The 22,768-nt window shown below is 62.1% G+C and carries 18 protein-coding genes; 9 read left to right on the top strand and 9 right to left on the bottom strand.

Annotated elements, in window-relative coordinates; genetic code table 11:
- Nucleotides 1–12: 12 nt before the first annotated feature.
- The 3 genes from HT585_RS21495 to HT585_RS21485 are packed head-to-tail and all read right to left on the bottom strand — an operon-like array spanning nucleotide 13 to nucleotide 2,983.
- The gene (locus tag HT585_RS21495; RefSeq protein ID WP_176354867.1) at nucleotides 13–1,359 is read right to left on the bottom strand and encodes a glutamine synthetase family protein; all 1,347 of its coding nucleotides are present in this window, start codon (nucleotides 1,357–1,359) and stop codon (nucleotides 13–15) included.
- Between the two features lie 36 nt (nucleotides 1,360–1,395).
- Nucleotides 1,396–2,058: a cysteine hydrolase family protein gene (locus HT585_RS21490; RefSeq protein WP_176354866.1), complete on the bottom strand. Its 663-nt coding sequence runs from the start codon at nucleotides 2,056–2,058 to the stop codon at nucleotides 1,396–1,398.
- A 43-nt stretch (nucleotides 2,059–2,101) separates the two neighbouring features.
- Complete coding sequence (locus tag HT585_RS21485; RefSeq protein ID WP_176354865.1) at nucleotides 2,102–2,983, bottom strand: SIS domain-containing protein; 882 nt, start codon at nucleotides 2,981–2,983, stop codon at nucleotides 2,102–2,104.
- A gap of 178 nt (nucleotides 2,984–3,161) precedes the next feature.
- On the opposite strand from HT585_RS21485, the gene HT585_RS21480 reads away from it, so the two are divergent.
- The 4 genes from HT585_RS21480 to HT585_RS21465 all read left to right on the top strand — a co-directional run bounded on the left by HT585_RS21480 (nucleotide 3,162) and on the right by HT585_RS21465 (nucleotide 7,976).
- On the top strand, nucleotides 3,162–5,039 hold the full coding sequence (locus tag HT585_RS21480) for a branched-chain amino acid ABC transporter ATP-binding protein/permease (protein WP_176354864.1): 1,878 nt from the start codon (nucleotides 3,162–3,164) through the stop codon (nucleotides 5,037–5,039).
- Between the two features lie 34 nt (nucleotides 5,040–5,073).
- Complete coding sequence (locus HT585_RS21475) at nucleotides 5,074–6,237, top strand: ABC transporter substrate-binding protein (protein ID WP_176354863.1); 1,164 nt, start codon at nucleotides 5,074–5,076, stop codon at nucleotides 6,235–6,237.
- Between the two features lie 87 nt (nucleotides 6,238–6,324).
- The gene (locus tag HT585_RS21470; protein ID WP_246707838.1) at nucleotides 6,325–7,062 is read left to right on the top strand and encodes an ABC transporter ATP-binding protein; all 738 of its coding nucleotides are present in this window, start codon (nucleotides 6,325–6,327) and stop codon (nucleotides 7,060–7,062) included.
- Nucleotides 7,063–7,088: 26 nt separating this feature from the next.
- The gene (locus HT585_RS21465; protein WP_176354862.1) at nucleotides 7,089–7,976 is read left to right on the top strand and encodes a branched-chain amino acid ABC transporter permease; all 888 of its coding nucleotides are present in this window, start codon (nucleotides 7,089–7,091) and stop codon (nucleotides 7,974–7,976) included.
- Between the two features lie 445 nt (nucleotides 7,977–8,421).
- Here the strand turns inward: HT585_RS21465 and HT585_RS21460 are convergent, their stop codons facing one another.
- Nucleotides 8,422–9,432, bottom strand: coding sequence for an amino acid ABC transporter substrate-binding protein (locus HT585_RS21460; RefSeq protein ID WP_176354861.1), 1,011 nt, complete (start codon nucleotides 9,430–9,432; stop codon nucleotides 8,422–8,424).
- Nucleotides 9,433–9,641: 209 nt separating this feature from the next.
- The gene (locus tag HT585_RS21455; RefSeq protein ID WP_176354860.1) at nucleotides 9,642–12,698 is read right to left on the bottom strand and encodes an aminotransferase class III-fold pyridoxal phosphate-dependent enzyme; all 3,057 of its coding nucleotides are present in this window, start codon (nucleotides 12,696–12,698) and stop codon (nucleotides 9,642–9,644) included.
- 80 nt (nucleotides 12,699–12,778) lie between these two features.
- Here HT585_RS21455 and HT585_RS21450 point away from each other — a divergent pair, with 80 nt between their 5' ends.
- The gene (locus tag HT585_RS21450; protein WP_176354859.1) at nucleotides 12,779–13,261 is read left to right on the top strand and encodes an Lrp/AsnC family transcriptional regulator; all 483 of its coding nucleotides are present in this window, start codon (nucleotides 12,779–12,781) and stop codon (nucleotides 13,259–13,261) included.
- 39 nt (nucleotides 13,262–13,300) lie between these two features.
- On the opposite strand, the gene HT585_RS21445 is transcribed toward HT585_RS21450, so the two are convergent.
- A complete protein-coding gene (locus HT585_RS21445; RefSeq protein WP_176354858.1) occupies nucleotides 13,301–14,242 on the bottom strand; it encodes an AraC family transcriptional regulator in 942 nt (313 codons plus the stop codon).
- A gap of 220 nt (nucleotides 14,243–14,462) precedes the next feature.
- Here HT585_RS21445 and HT585_RS21440 point away from each other — a divergent pair, with 220 nt between their 5' ends.
- On the top strand, nucleotides 14,463–15,512 hold the full coding sequence (locus HT585_RS21440) for an NAD(P)-dependent alcohol dehydrogenase (protein ID WP_176354857.1): 1,050 nt from the start codon (nucleotides 14,463–14,465) through the stop codon (nucleotides 15,510–15,512).
- 57 nt (nucleotides 15,513–15,569) lie between these two features.
- Here the strand turns inward: HT585_RS21440 and HT585_RS21435 are convergent, their stop codons facing one another.
- Both HT585_RS21435 and HT585_RS21430 read right to left on the bottom strand, forming a co-directional pair.
- Nucleotides 15,570–16,034 carry an Lrp/AsnC ligand binding domain-containing protein gene (locus HT585_RS21435; RefSeq protein WP_176354856.1) on the bottom strand — a complete coding sequence of 155 codons (465 nt, stop codon included), beginning with the start codon at nucleotides 16,032–16,034 and terminating at the stop codon, nucleotides 15,570–15,572.
- A 22-nt stretch (nucleotides 16,035–16,056) separates the two neighbouring features.
- Complete coding sequence (locus HT585_RS21430; protein ID WP_176354855.1) at nucleotides 16,057–17,220, bottom strand: M20 aminoacylase family protein; 1,164 nt, start codon at nucleotides 17,218–17,220, stop codon at nucleotides 16,057–16,059.
- 164 nt (nucleotides 17,221–17,384) lie between these two features.
- On the opposite strand from HT585_RS21430, the gene HT585_RS21425 reads away from it, so the two are divergent.
- The 3 genes from HT585_RS21425 to HT585_RS21415 all read left to right on the top strand — a co-directional run bounded on the left by HT585_RS21425 (nucleotide 17,385) and on the right by HT585_RS21415 (nucleotide 20,776).
- Nucleotides 17,385–18,482, top strand: a complete 1,098-nt coding sequence (locus tag HT585_RS21425) for a D-alanyl-D-alanine carboxypeptidase family protein (RefSeq protein WP_176354854.1) — start codon at nucleotides 17,385–17,387, stop codon at nucleotides 18,480–18,482.
- Nucleotides 18,483–18,494: 12 nt separating this feature from the next.
- A complete protein-coding gene (locus HT585_RS21420; protein WP_176354853.1) occupies nucleotides 18,495–19,643 on the top strand; it encodes a CobW family GTP-binding protein in 1,149 nt (382 codons plus the stop codon).
- 452 nt (nucleotides 19,644–20,095) lie between these two features.
- Nucleotides 20,096–20,776 (top strand): response regulator, encoded by a 681-nt coding sequence (locus tag HT585_RS21415; RefSeq protein WP_173423536.1) that lies wholly within the window; start codon nucleotides 20,096–20,098, stop codon nucleotides 20,774–20,776.
- A 197-nt stretch (nucleotides 20,777–20,973) separates the two neighbouring features.
- On the opposite strand, the gene HT585_RS21410 is transcribed toward HT585_RS21415, so the two are convergent.
- Entirely contained in the window at nucleotides 20,974–22,464 is a 1,491-nt protein-coding gene (locus HT585_RS21410; RefSeq protein WP_246707837.1) for a sensor histidine kinase, read from the bottom strand.
- Nucleotides 22,465–22,768 lie beyond the last annotated feature (304 nt).

Below are 22,768 nucleotides of genomic sequence, written 5' to 3'. Positions count from 1 at the left end.
AGCCTATCCGTATCAGTAGACGGCCGCGTAGCGGGCGCAGAGCTCATCGGGGGAGAGGCCGTCGACGATCTCGATTTCCTTGCGCTTCATCGCGACGTAGCAATCGAGGAAGTCCTTGGCGAACCAGCCGGTGACGACCTTGTCCTCGGCAAGCGTTTCGAGTGCTTCCGGCAGGCTCGACGGCAGGCGACGGATGCCGAGCTTCTTCTGGTCCTTGTCGGAAAAATTGGATGGATCCGAGTTGATCAGCGGCGGCTGTTCGAGACCTGCGCGGATGCCTTCGAGGCCGGCCTTCAGCAGCACGGCCAGCGAGAGGTGCGGGCTCGCGCAGGCGTCGGCGGCGCGGTACTCCATGTTGAACTGCTTGGCCGGGTTGCTGCCGGGAAGATCGAGCGTCGGGCAGATCCGGAGCGTCGCTTCGCGGTTTTTTTCGCCAAGGCAGGTATAGGCGGCGCTCCAGTGATGCGGAACGAGCCGCATATAGGACAGCACCGACGGGGCGGTGAAGGCGGTGAGCGCCGGCAGGTGGCGGATGACGCCGGCGGCAAAGGACCCGGCAACTTTCGACAGGCGGCCCGGTCGCGAGGCGTCGAAAGTAACGGGGTTGCCGTCAAGGTCGGTGAAGCTGACATGCAGATGCACGCCGTTGCCGACGCCGTTGGCGCTCGTCTTCGGCGCGAAGCTGGCGTTCCAGCCGAAGAGGGCAGCGACTTCCTTGGTGATGGAGCGGATCGTCGCGCCGCGGTCGGCGGCCGTCAGCGCATCCGCCGGCCGGCAGGTGATCTCGAACTGATCCTTGCCGTATTCCGGGAGGAACATTTCAGGCTCCGCGCCCGCCTCTTGCAGCGCCGTCATCAGCAACGGGCCGAATGGGTCGGCACGGCGCTCGGCACGCAAGCCGAAGGACGGCGCGTCGGGCCAGTCGACGCCGAGAAGCTGGAATTCCTGCTCGACGGCGGAAATGACTTTCAGGCCGGCCTCACGCTCGAACTCTTCGAGTGTGCGCTTGAGGAGACTGCGCACGCAGCACTCCCAGGGGTCGCCTTTGAGGTCGGTGATATCGGAATGATAGAAGTGCAGCGGCGTGACGTCGGGCAGGCAGGTGACGCGTGCCTTGCTCGCCGGATCGGCTATCAGCCGGAGGTCGCCGGAAGACCCCCAAGGATTGTTCTCGGCGATCTGGTCGAACGGCGTCAGCGCCAGGTTGGCCGGCACCCAGCCGACACCCTTGCGCAGGTAGTCGTCGATCTGCGACGCGGCGAAACTGCGGCCGCGGGTGATGCCGGCGATGTCGGTCGTGACGAAGGTGGCGAGTTCCGTCAGCGCGGAATGAGCCTTGCCGTTGTTGGTCTCGGTCATGAATTCCCCTCTTGTCTCAAGATCATCAGTGGCGGCTCAGGCTTGGCGCAGGCCTTGAAGGCGGTTGACGACGGTGTCGGTATCGGTGGTCCAGCAGTAGCCGGAATAGGCGCGAAGGGCGCCTTCGTGGCGCTCGGGGCTGTAGGTCGCGCAGGCGTCGTTGACGACGGTAACGAGGTAGCCGCGGTCGGCCGCATCGCGCACTGCCATGTCGACGCACTGGTCGGTGATGACGCCGGCGATGATCAGGTAGCGGGTGTTGAGGTTGCGCAGGATGTAGTCGATGTTGGTCGAGTTGAAGACGCCGGAAGACGTCTTCGGCAGCACGATCTCGTTGTCGATAGGCGCGAGTTCCGGAATGACCTGGCCTTCCGGCGAGCCCTTCGGCACATGCATGTCGGACAGCTTGTGGTCGAGCGAGCGGTCGCGGCCGTCAAGCGTCAGGCTCTCGATGATGGTATGCAGCACTTCGCAGCCGGAATTGCGGGCGGCCTCCAGGATGCGGACCTGATTGGGGATCACCGTCTGGCGCAGCCGCTGGTGATAGTAGCTGTCGGCATCCTTTGGATGGGTGGGGTCGAGATTGGGTTCGCACCAGATGCGCTGCATGTCGACGAACAGCACGGATGTGCGGCCGCGCTCGTAGTCGCTGTCGCGTCTCAGCATGTCGTCCCCGACCTTCACTGTAACGGCACTCATTCGGTTTCTCCTCGGTTGTGGTTCTGGCCTTTCGGCAAACGTGTCAGCGGCCGTCGTCGACGTTCGGGTTGAGAGCGTCTTCGGTGATGGCGTAGCCGCGGCGCAGCTCTTCCATCTTCTCGATGCGGGCGCGGGATTGGGTGGCAAGGCGTGCCGTCAGCGCGGCGATCAACGCTTCCGTCTGGGCGATTGCCGGCACCATCGTGTCATAGGGCGAGACCGTGTCGACCGGCGCCGTCAGTGTGACGGTGGCAAAATCGGCGATCGGCGAAAGCCATCGGTCGGTGAACAGCACGATGCGCGCACCCTGTGCGGCCGCCTGTTTGGCGAAGCGGATGGTGTCGTTCTGGTAGCGGCGGTAGTCGTAGACGAAGAGCACGTCGCGCTTGCCGAGGTCGACGAGCTGGTCGACCTGGTCGGCCTGGCTGCCGTTGATCCAGCGGGTATCGCCCCTGAGCTGCTTCATGTGCGACCATAGCAAGCCGGCGAGAAAACCGCTGAAACGGCCGCCGAGGCAATGTGCGCGTGCGCTCGTGTCTGCGGCTGCATCGACGGCCGCCTCGAAATCTTCCGACGGCAGCATCAGCATGGAGGCTTCGAGCGCGTGGATGCTGGCGCGCAGGAAATGCTGGTAGAAATTCTCCTGTTCCAGCGACGGTCGTCGTTCGTCGAGCATCGACAAGGGCGAACTCATGCGCTCCTGCACTTCGCTGAGCAATGCCTTCTGAAATTCCGGATACCCCTCGAAGCCGAGCGTGTTGGCAAAGCGCACCACGGTTGGGTTGCTGACCCCCGCCGAGGAGGCCAGATGGGCAACGGTATTCAGTCCCGCTGCCGGATAGTTCGCCAGCAGCTGCCGCACGATCTTCAGTTCCGATCGCGTGAACGTAATAGTCCCGTCTGTCAGTCGATCCCGGATTGCCACGATTTCCGCCTCCCAAAAATGATGGCTTGAACCCCGATTTCTAATTTTTGTTACATAATTGCTAGCAGAGAATGTTTTTTGAAACAAGATTGACATTTGATCGAGATGGGATAACTTTCATTTCGGGAACAGGCCCGAGCCAAAAACAATGGCGGGCCGACAATTCGGGGGAATGCAGATGGTTCGCGTCAGGCGAGAAACCGTCGTCGGTATCCTTTTAACGTCGTTGCCGCTGCTGGTGGCTGCTGCCGTAGCCTCGTCGGCCTTTCCGGGCAGCGGCGAGCGCCTCGTGACGCTGTTCATGATCAATGTGATCGCGGTGCTCGGCATCGGCATGTATGCCGGCAATTCGGGCATCGTTTCCTTCGGCCATGTCGGCTTCATGGCGATCGGCGCCTACGCGTCCGGCCTTTTGACCATCAACCCGATCGTCCAGAAGACGGCGCTGCCGCATTTGCCGGAATGGCTGGCCGGCATCGGCATGTCGTTCCTGCCGGCGCTGGCAGTGGCGCTGGTGGTCGTGGCGCTGGTCGCCGTGCTCATCGGCATACCCGTTGCCCGCCTTGCCGGATCATCGGCATCGATCGCGACGCTCGGTTTCCTCGTCATCGTCCATGTGGTGCTGGTCGCATCGACCGACATCACCCGCGGCAGCCAGACCTTCTTCGGCATCCCGCGTGCGGTCAATCTGTGGGTGGCGCTGCCGTTTGCCGCCGCCGCCATTGCGATTGCCCGTCTCTATCGGGATTCGAGCGCGGGCCTGAAGCTGAGAGCCTCACGCGAGGATGAGATCGCATCGACCGCCGTCGGGGTCAACGTCAGGCTCCATCGTTTCATCGGCTGGGTGCTCGGCGCCATTCTGGCTGGGGCTGCGGGCGCGCTGCTGGCACATTTCCTCGGCGCCTTCTCGCCCAAGGACTTTTACTTCAACCTGACCTTCGTGCTGCTGGCGATGCTGATCCTCGGTGGCGTCACCACCGTTTCGGGTGCCGTCGGCGGCACGGCGGTGATCATGCTGATCGTCGAGCTGCTGCGCAAACTCGAGGGCGGCGTCGACCTCGGCTTCGTCACGCTGCCGACCGTCTTCGGCCTGACCGATATCGGCATCGGCGTCGCGATCCTGGTGGTGATGTACCGGCTGCAGGACGGGCTCTTCGGTGTGCGGGAACTGGACGAGCGTTTTGCCTGGTTGAAGCGCTTCGCCTCTAAGCCTGCGATATCGTCTGAGGGTGCGCAAAAGATTGCGCCGATCCCTGCAGGCGGAACGCTCAAGGTCGAGAATCTCGGCAAGAAATTCGCCGGCCTCGTTGCGCTGGAAAATGCCAACTTCGAGATCAAGCCGGGCCTCGTCACTGGCCTGATCGGCCCGAACGGCGCCGGCAAGTCGACGCTGATCAACAGCGTTTCCGGCGTCGTGCCGCCGTCGAGCGGTCGCGTGCTGATCGATGGCAGGGATATCGCGTCGCTGCCGGTGCATGCGGTCCCGGTCGCCGGGCTTGCGCGCACCTTCCAGAACATACGGCTGTTCAAGAACCTGACCGTGCTTGAGAATGCCACGGTGGCGGCAAGCGCGCTGAAAGGCAACGGCGAGGACCCGATGGAAAGCGCGCGGCTGGTCTTGGCCGAGGTGGGTTTGGATGGCTTTGCCGACCAGCTCGCCGGCACGCTCTCCTATGGCGCGCAACGCCGTCTCGAGATCGCTCGCGCGCTGGCGCTGAAGCCGCGTTACTTGCTGCTCGATGAACCGGCCGCCGGCATGAACCCGGCCGAGACGCAGGAACTGATGCATGTGCTCGACCGTATCCGCACGAAGTACCGCCTCGGCCTGCTCGTCGTCGAGCACGACCTGAAGCTGATCATGCGGCTCTGCGATATCGTCGTCGTGCTCAACAAGGGCCAGCAGATCGCCATCGGTACGCCGACGGAGATCCAGGCCAATCCGGCTGTCATCGAAGCCTATATTGGCCGTCGCCGCTCGGCGGGTCAGGCAAAACGCGAAGCTGTCGAGGCAAGAGGCCTCCAGCCGGGCGCAAGCGGCCTTACCAACCCAGCTTGATCAGTAAACGAAATCAGAAAGAGGGAGCTTACCGATGAAATCCAGTCTCAAGACATTGTGCCTCACAACCATCCTTGGCGGCGTCGCGCTGTCGCCGCTGCCGGCATTCGCGGAAGACCTGGTGATCGGTCTTGCGACCGCCCAGACCGGCGGTCTCGCCCCCTACGACCAGCCGTCGCTGAAGGGCCTGGAGATGGCGGTCGAGGAAATCAACGCCGCGGGCGGCGCTGCCGGCAAGTTCCCGATCAAGCTCGTGGCCAAGGATACCCGCTCGGATGCGGCCCAGACGGCGCTGGTGGCGCAGGAACTGGTCGACCAGGGCGTCAAGATCATGATCACCCCCTGCGACGCCGATCCGTCGATCGCCGCCGGCCAGGTGACGCAGGCCGCCCAGATCCCGGCTTTCTCGTTCTGCGCGACGACCCCGACCATGCCGCTTGCAGTGGGCGACTACATGTTCGGCAACTACCCAGCCGACAACGTACAGGCCTCAGTGCTTGCGACTTATGCGGTCGAGAAGGGCTACAAGAAGGCGTATATCCTGAAGTCTCCCGACAGCGCCTACACGCTGAAGCTTCCGGAGTATTTCGGCGTCGCCTTCAAGGCCAAGGGCGGTGAGTTGCTGGGCGAAGGCACCTTCAGCATGGGCCAGCAGGATTTCGGCGCTGAAGTCACCAAGATCAAGGCAATGAACCCGGCTCCCGATGTCATCATGACGGCTGCCTACGAGCCCGATTTCCCGGCCTTCATCCGCCAGCTGCGCGGCGCCGGCGTCACCATTCCGATCCTCGGCAGTGACGGCATCGACTCGCCGACGACCTTCGGCCTTGGCGCCACCGTCGACGGCGTGGTCTTCACCACGGCCGGCTTTGCCAGCGAGGGCAGCCCGCTTGCCGACTTCAACGTCAAGTACAAGGAGAAGTTCGGCCAGGAGCCGGATACGGTCTACATCGCCAACGGCTATGACCTCGGCAAGGTCATCGACGCTGCGGTGACTGAAGCCAACAGCATCGACCCCGTCGCCATCCGCAACGCGATCGCCTCGCTCGAAAACGTCCAGGGCGTCACCGGCCCGATCAGCTACGCCGGCACGCAAGGCATGCCTTTGCGCTCGGTGTCGCTGGTGCGCATCGGCGGTGGTAACCGCGAGCTGATCAGTCAGGGTGTTCCGGCCGCTGCCGACATTCCGGCCCCCTGAACCGCTGCTACTCGAGATCTCCGGCGACAGGCCGGAGATCGCTTGGCTGCAAGGCCGTCTCGCAATCCATGGCAGGACTTTGCCCCGATGATGCACAGTGAAATTCCAGCGCAGAAGCCCTTGCTCGAGGTCAGCGGCCTCAAGGTCGCCTATGGTGCGGTCGAGGCGCTGAAGGGTGTCGACCTCACCGTCAACAAGGGGCAGATCGTCACGCTGCTCGGCGCCAACGGCGCCGGCAAAAGCTCGACACTGAATGCGCTGGTAGGGCTGGCCGCCAAGAAGGCAGGGCGGGTGTCGTTCAACGGCCAGGACATTTCCGGCCTGCCGCCGGAACAGATCGTCCGGCTCGGCATGACGCTGACGCCCGAAGGGCGGCGCATCTTTCCGAGCCTGACGGTGGACGAGCACCTGCTGCTCGGCGGTGCCATGCACAAGGCGCGGGGTGCTATCTCCGAAGTGCGCGAAGACATGCTGTCGCGCTTCCCGATCCTGAAAGAACGTCTCAGCCAGAAGGCCGGTTCGCTGTCCGGTGGCGAGCAGCAGATGCTGGCGATCGCCCGTTCGATGATGTCGTCGCCCGACCTCTTGCTGCTCGACGAGCCGTCGCTCGGGCTCGCGCCGCAGGTGGTCGACCTGATCTTCGACCTGATCGCCGGCCTGCGCCAGAAAGGCCTGACAATCCTGCTGGTCGAGCAGAACGTGGCGCTGTCGCTCGAAATCGCCGACGCCGGTTATGTCATGGCGAATGGACGCATCGTGCTCTCCGGCACCGCCGCCGAGCTTCGCAATTCAACCGAAATCCAGGGCGCCTATCTCGGCGCCTGAGGCCCGGGGGCAAAGAGGTCACAACGATGGACATGTTCCTGCAGCAGTTGGTCAACGCGCTCAGCCTCGGCGGCACCTATGCGCTCCTCGCGCTCGGGCTTGCGGTCGTCTTCTCGATCATGGGGCTGATCAATTTCGCCCATGGCGAGCTGATGACGGCAGCCGGCTATGGGCTGTGTTTCGCGCTTCTGCTCGGCCTGCCGTTTCCGCTTGCAGTCTTCGGTGCGCTGATGATTGCGGTGGCGCTTGCCATGCTGATGGAGCGCGTCGCCTTCCGGCCGGTGCGCGGCGCCAGCGGCACGACACTGCTTCTCACCAGCTTTGCCGTCAGCGCCATCCTGCGCGTCATCTTCCAGAATTTCATCTCGGCCCGACCGAAGCCGGTGCCGATGCCGGAAAGCTTTTCCGGCACGATCGAGATCGGCGGCCTCCATCTCGGCCTCATCCAGGGCACGTCGATCCTGGTTACCGTTATCATGCTCGTCGGGCTCAATCTCTTCCTGCGCACCACCGTTCTCGGCCGGGCGATGCGGGCAGCGTCCGAGGATTTCGCGATCGTCCGGCTGATGGGCATTCGCGCCAACGCCGTCGTGGCGACAGCCTTTGCCATTTCGGGGCTGCTTGCCGGCGTTGCAGGTATTCTCTGGGTGGCGCAGCGCGGCAGCGTCGATCCGCTGATGGGCTTCCTGCCGGTGCTGAAGGCGTTCATCGCCGCGATCATCGGCGGGCTCGGCAGCCTGTCGGGCGCCGTTGCCGGCGGCTTCCTGCTCGGCTTCATCGAGGTGTTCCTGCAGGCTTATCTGCCGGAAAGCCTGCTCAGCTACCGCGATGCCTTCACCATCCTGCTCGTCATCGGCGTGCTTCTCTTCGCGCCGCAGGGCCTGCTGGCACGCAAGACCATCGTAAAGCTCTGATCGCCAAAGCGATCCTTTCGACGTGAAAGCAAAGGCCGCGGGGGCTCCCTTCGCGGCCTTTGCTTTTGCTTGATGGCAATCCACTCTCCCTCATTCCTCCCTCGTTTTGGGGGAGTTCAACGACCCGATCGACCCCTGTTGCAGGCACAGGGAACGGGGTGGTTCTCGTTGGCTTGGCGATCTCCCGTGACGAAATTTGACTTGTCGGCTGTCTGGCGCGAAATCAAAACCGGGAGTTTGTGCTGAACCGCTTGGATCCGTATTGGAAAAGCTGCCTCAAGCGGCGCTGCGCAAAGCCTCGCCCCGGGCAGACCGACAGAATGCAACTGCTTCTCACCGATCGCCCGAAACGAAAAACGCCGCGGTGAGGGCCGCGGCGAGTTGGTTGGCTGGTCTGTTGGTTGGCGCAGTTCCGGGGAAAGACCTTCCCCGGATTTGCCTTCGATCAGCGCGCCGGCGGCGCGTACATCAGGCCGCCCTGGTTCCAGAGCTTGTTGAGGCCACGGTCGATCTTGAGCGCGCTGTCCTTGCCGAGGTGCTTTTCGAACACTTCACCATAGTTGCCGACGGCGGAGATCGCCTGGAAGGCCCAGGTCGGGCCGAGGCCCAGCGCCTTGCCGGCTTCGTTGTCGATGCCGAGGAAGCGCTTCTGGCCGACCGTGCCGCTTTCCTGCATCTTGGTCGCATTCTCCTTGGTGATACCAAGTTCTTCGGCTTCGATCATTGCGAACAATGTCCAGCGCACGACCTTGAACCACTGCTCGTCACCCTGGCGCACGGCCGGTCCAAGCGGCTCCTTGGAGATGACTTCCGGCAGCACGACGAAGCGGTCCGGGTCGTTCAGCGTCAGGCGCTGGGCATAGAGCGCCGAGGCATCGGTCGAATAGACGTCGCAGCGTGCCGTATTGAAGGCCTGGATCGTCTGGTCGGGCTTTTCAAAGGCGATGACCTGGTACTGAATGTTGTTGGAGCTGAAGTAGTCGGCCATGTTCTGCTCGGTGGTCGTGCCGGTCTCCGTGCAGATGGACGCGCCCGAAAGTTCCTTGACACTCTTCACGCCGAGGTCGTTGCGCACCATGAAGGCCTGGCCGTCATAGTAGTTGACGCCGACGAAGCTCATGCCGAGATCGCTGTCGCGCGACAGCGTCCAGGTGGTCTGGCGCGAAAGCAGATCGACTTCGCCCGACTGCAGCGCCGTGAAGCGCTCCTTGGTCGACAGCGGGACGTACTTTACCTTGTCCGGGTTGCCGAGCGTTGCCGCAGCGACCGCACGGCAGAAGTCGATGTCAAAGCCGCTCCATTCGCCCTTGTCGTTCGGCGCGGAAAAGCCGAGTACGCCCTGGCTGACACCGCAGCGAAGCTCGCCGCGTTCCTTGACGACGTCGAGCGTGGCGGCACTTGCCGCCGTTCCAGCGAGAAAGGCAGCACTCGCAAGTGCAAGAATTGCTGATTTCATTGTTCTGTTCTCCTCTTGTTATGCAGTTTTGAAGGCATGCATCTTCGCTGCCGGGGCGCGTGTGCGTCCCGGCCAACTGGCTATCGTTTCGGCGGTATCGAGCTCGGCCTTTAGAGCGTTTCCGATTTACGGAACACAAAAACGCTCTATGTCTTTGTGTTTACGCGCTTCCTGACGGAAAACCGCTCCGCACTTTTCCTGGCAGTGCTTTAACCGAGCTTCCTTTTCACATCCGCAAAAGTCTCTTCGAGAACGGCGAGCAGATGGTCGGCGTCGCGTTTCGAGAAGATCATCGGCGGGCGCATCTTCAAGACGTTGTCATGCGGTCCTTCGGTCCCCATCAGCACGCCGCGCTGGCGCGCGCCATTGGATACGGCCCTGGCAAATTCGGTGGCGGGTGCCTTGGTCTTACGGTCGGTCACCAGTTCGATGCCGAGAAAGAGCCCCATGCCGCGCACGTCGCCGATCACCTCGTAGCGTGCCTGCATCGCCTTGAAGGAGGAGATGAGGTAGTTGCCGACGGCAAGCGCGTTGCCGCGCAGGTCCTGTCCTTCGATGACGTCGAGCACGGCAAGGCCGACGGCGCAGGAAACCGGGTTTCCGCCGAAGGTGTTGAAGTACTCCATGCCGTTGTTGAAGCTGTCGGTGACGTCGCGGGTGGTGACGACGGCGGCGAGCGGATGACCGTCGCCGATCGGCTTGCCCATGGTGACGATGTCGGGCACCACGCCTTGCGTCTCGAACGCCCACCAATGGCTGCCGACGCGGCCGAAGCCGACCTGGACCTCATCGGCGATGCACACACCGCCGGCTTCGCGCACCAGGCGATAGACTTCCTTCAAGTAGCCTTCCGGCAGGAACACCTGGCCGGCGACGCTCGGGATCGATTCCGCGATGAAGAAGCCGGGGCCTTCGCCCTTTGCCTGCATGACGGCGATCTGTTCGGCGACGCTTTCGGCAAAGCGCTTGCCGTGCTCTTCGGCCGGCCAGTCGGCCGGCGCACGATAGCTGTCGGGAACCGCTGCCACATGGACATGCGGCTTCGGGCCCTTGCCGCCCTTGCGACGGAACTTGTAGGGGCTGATATCGATCAGCTCCTGCGTGGTACCGTGATAAGACCAGTCGAGCGTGATGGCGTTTTCGCGGCCGGTATGGGCGCGCATCAGGCGCAGCGCTAGGCTGTTTGCCTCCGAGCCGCTGTTGACGAAACCGGCAACCGTCAATTCCTTGGGCAGCGTCGCCGTCAGCCGTTCCGCATAGGCGACGATGTTGTCGTGCAGGTAGCGGGTGTTGGTGTTGAGGGTGGCTGCCTGCTTTGCCATGGCCTCGACCACGGCCGGATGAGCATGGCCGATGTGGCAGACATTGTTGAAGCAGTCGAGATAAGCGCGGCCGCTGTCGTCGATCAGCCAGACGCCTTCGCCGCGCACGAACTTGATCGGCTTGTCGTAGGAGATCGACAGGTTCGGCAGCAGCAATTCCTTGCGCAGCTTGACGATCTCGTCATGCGCGCGACCGCTCTTCTTGTAGAATTCCTCGGCGATGCCGGCGAAGGTGCGCGCATCGGGGAAGAGTTCAGCCCAGACGTCGAGATATTGCGGCTCGCCGACGCCGAGGATTTCGGTGGCCGAAAGGCTGGTATCGACGGAAAGCTGCAGGTGCAGGTGCGGCGCCCAGCCGCCGTTTTCCTTCGGGGCCCCCATTTCGCCGACAAGAGCGCCGGCTTCGAGCCGGTCGCCGGCCTTGATCCGGCCCATGGCCTCATGGGCCATATGGCCCCAGAGCGACACGAAGGGCGGGCAGCCCTCGGGTTCGTGACGAAGGGCGATCAGGCAGCCGTAGCCGAGCGGGTCCTGCTCGACCTCGACGCTGACGACCGTGGCGGCGATCGGCGTAAAGACCTTGGTGCCGGCGGCCATGAACAGGTCGAGGCCGAGATGGCGGGTGCGACGTGTGTTCTCGACCAGCCGCGAGACGAACATCTCGCCGGCATAGACGGTGCGGGCTTCGCCCCAAGGGCCGATGCCGAGAGCGATGCCATGTTCGCGGCAATGGTCTTCCCAGATTGCCTGCGCTTCATCCGGCTGTTCGCCTGATGAATTCACCGTCATCGGATGGTTGGGATCGCCATAGGGCACGAGCGCTGCCGGATAGGTCGCGGCCGGGCGCTCCAGCAGGGGGGCGAGCGTCTTGCGATTTTCGGCGATCCAGGCGGTAACGCCGCGCGTGCCGGGTGCCGCCTCGAAGCCGCAGGCCTTGCGCAGGATCGCGATGGCGAAGCGACGGTTCATCCGGTCAAGCTTGCGCAGCAGCGTCCAGGCCGGCTTTTCGCTGATGGCGAGATAGGGGTTGTCGGCCGTGTGCGCGCGGCGCGAGGCCGAGATGGTGACCGAGGTAACGAGACGCATGGCGATGAGGTCGAAGAGCAGATCGACTTCTTCTTCCAGCAGCGGATATTCGGCGTGGTAGCCGCGAGCGATGGCCGCGGTGGCGCCCATCGGATCGGGATGGTCGAGCCCGGCGTAGGCGGCGGCAATCGCGACTTCGGCGATGACAGGCGCATAAAGCGCGTCGCCGAAATCGATCAAGCCGGAGATGCGATCATGATCTGATTTGTCGACCAGCACATTCCAGTCGTTGGCGTCGTTGTGGATGACGGCCGAACGCAATGTCGCGAGCCTCGGCGCTACCGATTGCGTAAAGCGGGTGAGGAAGCGTTCCAGCAGCGCCCGATCTTCGGGGTCGGAGATATGGGCGAGCCTGTCTGCGGAACGGCCGGCGTTGCGGATGTCCCAGTCGAGGTCGCGCAACGCGCCCGGATGCATGAAGCCCTTCAGCGAGGCGTCGAAGCGACCGAGCATCCGGCCGAGCGACTGGAGCGCTGCGGCGCTGCGGCCGGTTTCGGCAAGCGGAAGGCCCGAAACCCAGCTGACGAGACGCAGACGGTGGCGCACGCCGTGCTGGCTGGTGGTTTCGGCAAGGCTGGTGCCGGCCAAGGTCGGAGCGATGTGCGGCACCGGCAATTCGCCGGCAAAGGTTGCGACGTGGCTCAGCAGTGCCGTCTGGAAGTCGCTCTCGATCTCGGGCTCGGCGGCATTGACGACCTTCAGGATATAGGTGGCGCCGTCTGCGGCCTCGACCTTGAAGTTCTGGTCGCGTTCGCTGGCGAGCAGCGAGAGCGTGCCGGAAAGGCCATAGTGATCCGTCAGCAGTGCCGATGCCTGGTCGATGGAAAAGTCTGGTGTCGTCTTCAGCATGTCGTTCATTGGGCGCCCTTTGTCTTGTGGGCAGAGTTACACGAGCGGCCAAGGCATGCATCCGGCAATATGCCGGTTGCACCGGCATTATGTTTATAATAACCGTCATCTTGTCGGCGCGCTCGGAGGCGGAAATCATGCAGGACACAGACGCGATCGACCGGACGATTTTGAGCATCCTGTCACGGGAGGCGCGCATCCCGATGAAGTCGTTGGCGGGCCGGATCGGGCTTTCGAGAAGTGCTACGACGGAGCGGGTCACCCGTCTCGAAAAGGCGGGCATCATCCGCGGCTATCGCGCCGATATCGGCCAGCTAGAGGAGGGGCAGATCCAGGCCTTCCTGCTCGTTACCCTGCAGCGCACGCCATCGATCGGCGTGCTCGATCGGCTCGCGGGCTTTTCGTCCGTGCGCAAGGTCTCGTCCGTCAGCGGCCAGCTCGATCTCGTCGTCGAGGTCGAGGTCGGGTCCATCAATGCGCTGAACGAGTTGCGCAACGAAGTGGCGACCATGGACAATATCGAGGACCTGACCACGTCTATCGTGCTCAGGCGGGATATCGAAAGAAGCTGATATCCCTGCCGTAATGGGAGGGGAAGAAGCCCCGTCGCCTCAGCCTTCACTCAGCATTTCCGCCTCGCCGGCAAACCGCGCGACCAGTGTGCGGCGCACGCGACCGATGTCGCGCAACGGCGGCTCGCCGAAGTGGCGGGCATATTCGCGGCTGAACTGCGACTGGCTCTCGTAGCCCACCTGATGGCCGGCGTCGCCCGCATCGAGGCTCTCTTCCAGCATCAGCCGCCGCGCCTCCTGAAGCCGCAACTGCTTCTGGTACTGAAGCGGGCTCATTGCCGTGATCGCCTTGAAATGATGGTGCAAAGACGAGACGCTCATCGAAACGCGGCTTGCCAGGTCGTCGATGCGCAATGGCCGCGAATAGTGCTCCTTCAGCCAAGCGACGGCGCGGCCAACCTGGTGGGGCTGGCTCTCGGCGGTTGCCATCTGGCGAAGCCGATGGCCGTGTGGGCCGGTGACAAGGCGATAGAGGATCTCCTGCTCGACCAGCGGCAGCAGTGCCGGGATGTCGTCGGGCCGGTCGAGCAGGCGCAGGAGCCTAAGTGCCGCATCTTCGAGATCGGGCGTGATCTTGCTGACCGTCATGCCGCGGGGGGAGGCGGGCGCCGACACTGGCCCCTGCGCCAGAAAATCGAGCAATGCCGGGATCTTGGCCGTATCGATCTGGTAGGCGAAGCTGAGATAGGGTTCTTCGATCGACGCCTTGCAAACCTGCGAAAGCACCGGCAGGTCGATCGAGGTCAAGAGATAATCCGATGCGCCATAGATCAGCGTCTCGTCGCCGAGAACCACGCGCTTGGCGCCCTGGACGATGACGGCGAGGCTCGGCTTGTAGGCGGCGCAGTTGGCCGGTGCGTCGCCGGAATGGCGATGAATGCTCAAGCCGGGGATTGCAGTCCGGTGATCTCCGTCCTTCCCGCTGATCCGGGCAATGACGTCGATCATGTCCTGTCTGGCGGTCTGTCGCGTGGCGGTCATATTCTTTGGTCTTTCCAGCGGCTTAGCATTGCGTGAAGCTATGCTCAGATAGCGCTTCGGAGCGTACTTGCCACTATGCATCTTTCATTCTTGCAGGATCGGGCAAAAACTTTGCAGGATCACGATAACGCTTTTGTCGATGGCGAACGCATAGTCCCTGCCTGCGATCTGTCGGTAACGCTCCGGCTTTTCGCATCTCCCAAAATTGAAGGACAGACTGATGGCCATTGCAAGAGGATATGCGGCGACCGACGCGTCGAAACCGCTTACGCCCTTCACCTTCGAACGTCGCGAGCCGCGCGACGACGACGTGGTGATCGACATCAAATATTGCGGCGTCTGCCACTCCGACATCCACCAGGCACGCAACGAATGGGGCAACTCGGCCTTCCCGATGGTCCCCGGCCACGAAATCGTGGGCATCGTCACCGCCGTCGGCTCCAAGGTCACCAAGTTCAAGGTGGGTGACCGCGCCGGCGTCGGCTGCTTCGTCGATTCCTGCACCACCTGCGCGACGCGCGACCTCGATCTCGAGCATTACATGCCGGGTCTGGTCGTGACCTATAACGGCGTCGAAGCCGACGGCAAGACCGCGACCCAGGGCGGTTATTCCGACAGCATCGTCGTCAAGGAAGGCTACGTGCTGTCGATCCCGGAAAACCTGCCGCTCGACGCGGCGGCACCGCTCTTGTGCGCCGGCATCACGCTCTACTCCCCGCTTCGTCACTGGAAGGCCGGTCCCGGCAAGAAGGTCGCGATCGTTGGCATGGGCGGCCTCGGCCATATGGGCGTCAAGCTTGCCCACGCCATGGGCGCCGACGTTACCGTTCTCAGCCAGACCCTTTCCAAGAAGGAAGACGGGCTGAAGCTCGGTGCCGACCACTATTACGCCACCAACGATCCGGAAACCTTCAAGACGCTTCAGGGCCAGTTCGACTTGATCATCTGTACGGTTGCAGCCGAGATCGACTGGAACGCCTATGTCAATCTCTTGAAGGTCGACGGCAATTTCGTGCTGGTCGGCATTCCGGAAAATGCCGTGCCGGTCCATGCCTTTGCGCTGGTTCCGGCGCGCCGCAGCATTTCCGGCTCGATGATCGGCTCGATCAAGGAAACCCAGGAAATGTTGGATTTCTGCGGCGAGCACGACATCGTCTCAGAGATCGAAACGATCAGAATCCAGGAGATCAACGAAGCCTATGAGCGGGTCGTCAAAAGCGACGTGCGCTACCGCTTCGTCATCGACATGGCCTCGCTCGACGCGGCGTAAGCTTGTCGGAAATGGTCCCGGGATCCCATCGGGTCCCGGGACCATTCTTGTTTCTCTTCAGACGAGCGGCAGCGGCCCGTCGTTCTTGATCTCTTCCATGACGGCATAGGTGCGGGTCTCCTTGACGCCCGGAAGCGTCCAGAGCACCTGGCCGAGGAAGCTGCGGTAGGCGGCCATGTCCTCGAAGCGGGTCTTGACGAGATAGTCAAAGCCGCCGGCGACCATGTGACATTCGAGCACCGCCGGTGCCTGCTTGATGGCGATCGCGAACTGGTCGAAGACATCGGGCGTCGTCTTGTCGAGCATGACCTCGATGAAGACGAGCAGGCCGAAGCCGAGCTTCTGCGGATCGAGACGGGCGCCGAAGCCGGAAACATAGCCTTCCTTCAACAGTCGGCGCAGCCTTTCGCTGGTCGCCGTCGGCGACAGGCCGATGCGATCGGCAAGCTCCAGATTGGTGATCCGGCCGTCCGCCTGCAGGATGTTGAGAATTCTACGGTCTATCTTGTCGATCTGATGCATGGTGCCGCCTCCCGCCCGCGCCTCAGGCGGCAAGTCGCGTTTCCGCGAGTTTCACCCAATAGGAGATCCCGTGCGGGATCGCTTCGTCGTTGAAGTCATAGGCGGGGTGGTGCAGTCCGGCGGTGTCGCCGTTGCCCATGAAGATGAACGCGCCCGGGCGGGCGAGCAGCATATAGGAGAAGTCTTCGCCACCCATCATCGGGTCAAGCGACGGCTTGATGTTGCCTTGGCCGGCGATTTCCGCCGCCGCCTTCAGCGCGTAGCCGGTTTCGTCCTCATGGTTGACGGTCACGGGATAATTGCGGCTGTACCAAACGTCGACGGTCGCGCCATAGACGTCGGCGATGCCTTCGGCGATCAGCCGGATGCGGGTCTCGCCGATATCGCGCACTTCCGGCTTCAGCGTGCGCACGGTGCCGCCGAGCACAGCCTCTTCGGGAATGACGTTGTGGGCGAAGCCGGCGTTGAACGTGGTGACCGAAACGACGACGGATGCGAGCGGATCGACCGTTCTCGACGCGATCGTCTGCAGAGCGGTCACGATCTGGGTGCCGATGACAATCGGGTCGATCGTCTTGTGCGGCTGGGCTGCATGGCCGCCGCGGCCCTTGATGGTGATGGTGAATTCGTCGGTCGAGGCCATGATCGCGCCGACGCGGCTGCCGAAATGGCCGACGGGCATGCCCGGCATGTTGTGCATGCCGTAGACTTCCGCGATGTCGAACCGCTCCATCATGCCGTCCTTGACCATCTCGTTGCCGCCGCCGCCGCCTTCTTCGGCCGGCTGGAAGATCACGGCGACGCTGCCGGCAAAGTTGCGGGTCTCGGCAAGATACTTGGCCGCGCCAAGCAGCATGGCCGTGTGGCCGTCATGGCCGCAAGCGTGCATCTTGCCGGATGTTTGCGACGCCCAGGGCTTGCCGGTGGTCTCGGTGATGGGCAGCGCGTCCATGTCGGCGCGAAGGCCGATGGTGCGGCCGGGACCGAGATTGCCCTTGATGAGGCCGACGACGCCCGTCTGGCCAAGGCCAGTCACGATTTCGTCAACGCCAAATTCCTTCAGTTTATTTTCGACGAAGGCTGCCGTATTTTCCACCGCGAACAGGAGCTCGGGGTTCTTGTGCAGATGGCGCCGCCATTCGGTGACTTCGTTCTGCAGTTCGGCGGCACGGTTGAGAATCGGCATGAGATACGTCCTGTCGGTCTGTTCGATCACATCTATCTGCGGTGGATTGGCGCGGCAGCCAATGAATGGGCTTTGCCATCTCCTCGCCATATAGGCTAAATAGCCGAACGAGACGAGGCAACAGCGGAATTTCGAGGTCTATGGTAGTGACAGCAGGATTTTTCATGCGTGGCAAGGCAAAGGCGGTGGGTGTCGTGGCTGGTGCCTGCGCGAGCCTTCTCATGGCAATGCCGGCATTTGCCAATCCGCGGCTCGTCGTCGACGTCAATACGCTGAAGGTTTACGAGCACCAGGATATCTTCCAGAAGTGGTATCCGGCATCGCTGACCAAGCTGATGACGGCCTATACCACCTTCCGGGCGATCAAATCGGGACAGCTGGCGCTGACGAGCCCGGTCGTGATGACCAAGAACGCCGCCTCTGAGCCGCCGAGCAAGATGTTCTACAAGCCCGGCCAGGCCATGACGCTCGACAGCGCCCTGAAAATGATGCTGGTGAAGTCGGCCAACGACGTGGCGGTGGCAATCGCCGAAACCGTCGGCGGCTCCGAGCCCGCCTTTATCGACCGGATGAATTCGGAGGCGCGCCGCATCGGCATGACGTCGTCGCATTTCATCAATGCCAACGGTCTACCGGGGCCCGGCCAGTACACCACTGCGCGCGACCTTGCGGTGCTGGCGATCACGCTCAAGCGTGAGTTTCCCGAATACGCGTCCTATTTCTCGCTGGAAGGCTTTACCACCGGCAAGAAGGACTATCCGAACTACAACATGCTGATCGGCCGATTCGAAGGCGCAGACGGCATGAAGACCGGCTTCATCTGCGCATCCGGTTTCAATCAGGTCTCCTCGGCGACGCGCGACGGCCGAAGCGTCGTTTCCGTCGTGCTTGGCGAAGACAGCCTCGGCGCCCGTGCCGACGAATCCGCGCGCCTGTTGCAGACGGCACTGACGACCTCGGGCGCGGCCAAGCCCTCACTGGTACAGATCGCGCCCTATGGCGAAACGCGCGACCTGGTTGCCGACGTCAGCAAGCAGATCTGCTCGCAGGCCGCTGCCAAGGTGCGCAGCGAAGGCCGCGACGAAGCCGGACGGCAGAAGCTGCTTTCGCCGTTCATCCACGAGATCAACCGCCCGCTGAAGCTGGCCTTTGCCGGCCTTATTCCCGGCAGCGGCGACAAGCTGGCCAAGGCCGGCGCGGATCCGGCCGGCCAGGGCGACGTCGCCAATGTGCCGATCCCGGTGCCGCGGCCGAGCCTCTGATCGGAGTTTTCCATGGTTAGCCCACTGCCGGCGGTGCCGGTCTCGATCCTGACCGGATTTCTCGGTGCGGGCAAAACGACGCTTTTGAACCGCCTTCTGAAGGACCCGGACCTCTCGGACACGGCCGTCATCATCAACGAATTCGGCGATGTCTCGATCGATCACCTCCTGGTGGAAGCCTCGAGCGATGGCGTCATCGAGCTTTCCGACGGCTGCCTGTGCTGCACGGTGCGCGGCGAACTGGTGGACACGCTTGCCGACCTCATGGACCGGATGCAGACAGGGCGCATCAAGCCGCTGAAGCGTGTCGTCATCGAAACGACCGGGCTTGCCGACCCGGCGCCGGTGCTGCAGTCGGTGATCGGCAATCCGGTGATCGCCCAGAGCTTCCGTCTCGACGGCGTGGTGACGGTGGTCGATGCGGTCAATGGCCTGCAGACGCTTGCCAACCACGAGGAAGCGCTGAAGCAGGTCGCGGTCGCCGATCGCATCGTGATCAGCAAGGCCGGGCTCGCCGATCAGGCGCAGTTGGAAGAACTGCGGTCGCGCCTGCGAGCGCTCAATCCGCGTGCGCCGTTCGTCGACGGTGACAGCCCCGAGGCCGGGAAGGGCGCGCTCTTTGCCTGCGGCCTCTACGATCCCGCCTCGAAGATTGCCGATGTTGGCCGCTGGCTGCAGGACGAGGCGGATCACGACCACCACCACCATGATCACGAACACCACGTGCACCATCATCCTGACGGCGATCATCATCACCACCACCACCACGATGTGACCCGACATGGTCAAGACATTCGTTCGTTCAGCATCACGCATGACCGGCCGATCGAGCCGATGGCGCTCGACATGTTCATCGATCTGCTACGCTCGGCCCATGGCGAAAAGCTGTTGCGGATGAAGGCGATCGTCTCCGTTTCCGACAACCCGGAGCGACCGCTGGTGCTTCACGGCGTGCAGAACGTCTTTCATACCCCGGAGCGGCTGTCTGCCTGGCCGGATCCGGTCGATCGGCGGACACGCATGGTCTTGATCACCAAGGGGCTGAGCGAAGCGTTCGTGCACGACCTTTTCGATGCCTTCACCGGCAAACCGCGAATCGATCGTCCCGATGCCCAGGCGCTTTCGGACAATCCCTTGGTTGTGCCCGGCATGAAGTTCTAGGGTTTTAACACTGAAACCGGCGGCATCATTCTGTCAGTGCCGTGCAAGAAGGTTAAAATCCGTAGTACTTTCGGGTGATCTTTGGCGACGACGGCAAACATTTTTGGGCTAATATTCTGGCGTTACTTAAAATGTACCGAGATGCTCCAGAAAACGCCGCCTCGCGCTTCCCGCGTCCCGGGTTGCGCCCAGCTGAGTGACCCTTTGGCCGCATAAGCAATTGTAAATATTGTAATAGTCTGGTTTTTGCAGCTTCCCGTCTAAAGAGTGCTTGTCTCATTTCTTAGATCAAAACGCGAATATTTCGGCTGTGTTTCAGACGTACCACCCGTATCTCTGTTCGTGTCACCACGGTATCCGTTCACTTTCTAAATTAACTAGAAGTTAAGTGTGTTCTTTTAAACGCGAACCTGATGAACTAGCATGTTCGTTGCGGAGGGAGAGCAACGACCATGTCGATATCAGTTGCATTTGTTGACGACCATCCGATCCTTTTGGAAGGACTGGTCAGTTTATATTCTGGAAAAAGTGACCTCGAGATCGTCGCGAAGGGCGAAAACGCGGTCGATGCTTTGAAAATAGTTGAAGAATTTTCACCTCAAGTTCTCGTGCTCGATTTGAGCATGCCCGGCGACGCCATTGCGGCTATCGAGCTGGTTGCGCAAAAATACAAAGACACGCGGATCATCGTCTTCACCGCAAATTCAAGCATTGAAACCGCGATACAAGTCCTGAATTACGGGGTCTCTGGCTATGTGCTGAAAGGCAGCAGCGCCAGCGACCTTCACGAGGCCATACGCACCGTCTATGACGGCGAGACGTTCATCACGGCGGGGTTCGCGACCAAGGTCATCATGGCCATGAAAACAGCGGAAATCCGCCGGCGGTCTCAGGCACAACGACGCCTGAGCCTGCGCGAGGAGCAGATCGTTCGTCATCTCATGCGGGGCAGCACGAACCGCGAAATAGCGGCCTGTCTTGATATCAGCGAAAAGACCGTCAAACATTACATGACTGTCTTGATGCAGAAACTCGACGTCAGGAACCGTGTGGAAGTGGTGCTGGCAGCGCAGCGCCTGGATGTCCTGCCCGACGGCTCTGCGGAGCGCGGTGCGTCACGGCGCATCAACTAGGCGATCGAACATCACAGCGCCGCGCGTCAAGTATGATGTGCGGCGCTGTGGCACTTCAGACTTGCTGCACGGTTCGAGCCTCAATTCGAATTCGACTTGAGGCGTGATACCGTAGCCGCCCAGAATGCCGAATCTCGCGCGAATGCGGCGTTCTCGCCGTTTCGGTTGGCCTCCTGCCTGCGAAGCATCATTGAAATCTATGGACGATCGAACGGGCCGCCGCTGTGATCGAGCGGCAGAACCGCGGTCACCACCATGCCGTTTGGCCGGCGGATCATGCGCATGCGGCCGCCAAAGGCGCGAATGCGGCGTTTCTGCGTGATGGTCCCGAGCCCGGTGCGTCCGGTGCTGCGCGGGGCCGCTGGTGTCGATGGTGCGTCGCCCACATCGGCCACGGTGATGAACAGCCGGTTGTGGCGCGTGCCGTAGCGCAGATGCTGGCGGTTGCCCGGCGCATGTCGTTCGCTGTTCATCAACGCTTCCTGGATGAAGCGATAGACGCAGATGTTCAGGTGTGCATCTACCTTCTGCGATGCGATCAGCCCGACCACATCGACATCGCGACCTATGAGATCCACATGCCGCCTGACGGCAAGCAGGATCGTGTCGTTCACTGACATGTCGTCGAGTTCCGGCAGCACGAGATCGGAGGAAATGTTCCTCAAATCTTCAAGCACCGTCGTAACCGTGCTGACCAGCCTGTCGATTTCCTGCGACTTGACGGCTGCTGCTGTTTGGCCGCCGCTCGTCGAGGCCATGTCGCTGAGTTTCAGCTTGAGCAATGTCAGCAGTTGGACCGGACCGTCGTGCAGATCGGACCCGATCTGGTCGAGGATCATCTCATTGAGCTTGCCGGCCTCGAGCCGGGCTGTCTCCGCAGCTGCCCGCAGCCGACGGTTCTGGTTGGACAGTTCAAGTGCCCGTCCAAGACTGTGGCGGATGGCGGCGTGTTGCCGATCGATGAGCAGGCTGCCGCTGCGCACGATCAGGAACAGCAGCGCCAGCATCGGCACCGAAACGAGAAGAACGATACTGACCGTTTCGCGCCAGGCGGTCGACAACTCACCGACCAGGAAATCGGGGCGCTCGTAGAATTCGCCGACCAGCAGCACCTTGCCTGCCTCATTGCGCACAAGCGGTGCGTAGACCTCGATGTACATGCCGCGCTGCTCTTCGCCGGTATATTCATGCTTCTGGATCATCGTGCGAGAAACGACGATTTCTCCCGTCAAGGCGCGCTGCAACTCGTCAAAGACAACCTCTTCGTCGATGAGCTTGCCTGACGTCGAATACATCAGGGCCCCGTCGGGGCTCCAGATTTTCAGTTCGTGCACGTGCTGACCGAGAGCGCTGGTGCCCAGAAGCTGCTTCAGCTTCTCTTCTACGAAGGGCGGAAGGACGCCACGCTTGATGTCTTCCTCGGAGATCAGCGGCGCAACGAACGTCTGAAGATAGGCGGCGCCGAGCGAGCCGACGCTGTTGAACACGGTTCGCTCCAGGCGGTTTGTCGTCCAGATCGCGAGCGCGATCATCAACGCCACGACGATAAACGAGGCGATGATGATGAAGCGAACTTCAAGCCGGAGCCGTTGGAATGCCGACGCCAGCTTTTGCAGAGTGGCTGAACTGCTCAGGTTCAGCGGAAAGTTGCGCTTGGCCATTTCGGTGTTGTTCCCGGCGGCATCCATGAGACTTGTCCGATCGCGTTTCTGCGATCTTATATGCTCTATTCCTTAAAAATGCCTCCGCCAATTCCGGCATCGTGCGTCAAAAGACGCCAAAAGCCGGAATTGATGCAAGGGAATTCTGTAGTCAATCAAATGGTTACGGTAAATTCTCCGACGGCGGAAGGACCTGTGGGGCTGGCATGGCCGCCCGGGCCGGGCACCAAAGCGCTGCAGACATTCACGCGACGTCGGCATGCGAAATCTTGCTCCGACTAAGGTCTGAGAACAGTGGAGACCAAAGTATTCCGGTCCGACTGTCCTTTAG

It is taken from the genome of Ensifer oleiphilus (assembly GCF_013371465.1).
Lineage (GTDB): Bacteria > Pseudomonadota > Alphaproteobacteria > Rhizobiales > Rhizobiaceae > Ensifer > Ensifer oleiphilus.
This window is presented reverse-complemented; position numbering and strand designations above follow the sequence as displayed.

Coding starts and splice junctions, on each gene's coding strand:
- HT585_RS21495 (WP_176354867.1), bottom strand. CDS start 1,359: ATGACCGAGACCAACAACGGCAAGGCTCATTCCGCGCTGACGGAACTC.
- HT585_RS21490 (WP_176354866.1), bottom strand. CDS start 2,058: ATGAGTGCCGTTACAGTGAAGGTCGGGGACGACATGCTGAGACGCGAC.
- HT585_RS21480 (WP_176354864.1), top strand. CDS start 3,162: ATGGTTCGCGTCAGGCGAGAAACCGTCGTCGGTATCCTTTTAACGTCG.
- HT585_RS21475 (WP_176354863.1), top strand. CDS start 5,074: ATGAAATCCAGTCTCAAGACATTGTGCCTCACAACCATCCTTGGCGGC.
- HT585_RS21470 (WP_246707838.1), top strand. CDS start 6,325: ATGATGCACAGTGAAATTCCAGCGCAGAAGCCCTTGCTCGAGGTCAGC.
- HT585_RS21465 (WP_176354862.1), top strand. CDS start 7,089: ATGGACATGTTCCTGCAGCAGTTGGTCAACGCGCTCAGCCTCGGCGGC.
- HT585_RS21460 (WP_176354861.1), bottom strand. CDS start 9,432: ATGAAATCAGCAATTCTTGCACTTGCGAGTGCTGCCTTTCTCGCTGGA.
- HT585_RS21455 (WP_176354860.1), bottom strand. CDS start 12,698: ATGAACGACATGCTGAAGACGACACCAGACTTTTCCATCGACCAGGCA.
- HT585_RS21450 (WP_176354859.1), top strand. CDS start 12,779: ATGTTTATAATAACCGTCATCTTGTCGGCGCGCTCGGAGGCGGAAATC.
- HT585_RS21445 (WP_176354858.1), bottom strand. CDS start 14,242: ATGACCGCCACGCGACAGACCGCCAGACAGGACATGATCGACGTCATT.
- HT585_RS21440 (WP_176354857.1), top strand. CDS start 14,463: ATGGCCATTGCAAGAGGATATGCGGCGACCGACGCGTCGAAACCGCTT.
- HT585_RS21435 (WP_176354856.1), bottom strand. CDS start 16,034: ATGCATCAGATCGACAAGATAGACCGTAGAATTCTCAACATCCTGCAG.
- HT585_RS21430 (WP_176354855.1), bottom strand. CDS start 17,220: ATGCCGATTCTCAACCGTGCCGCCGAACTGCAGAACGAAGTCACCGAA.
- HT585_RS21425 (WP_176354854.1), top strand. CDS start 17,385: ATGCGTGGCAAGGCAAAGGCGGTGGGTGTCGTGGCTGGTGCCTGCGCG.
- HT585_RS21420 (WP_176354853.1), top strand. CDS start 18,495: ATGGTTAGCCCACTGCCGGCGGTGCCGGTCTCGATCCTGACCGGATTT.
- HT585_RS21415 (WP_173423536.1), top strand. CDS start 20,096: ATGTCGATATCAGTTGCATTTGTTGACGACCATCCGATCCTTTTGGAA.
- HT585_RS21410 (WP_246707837.1), bottom strand. CDS start 22,464: ATGGATGCCGCCGGGAACAACACCGAAATGGCCAAGCGCAACTTTCCG.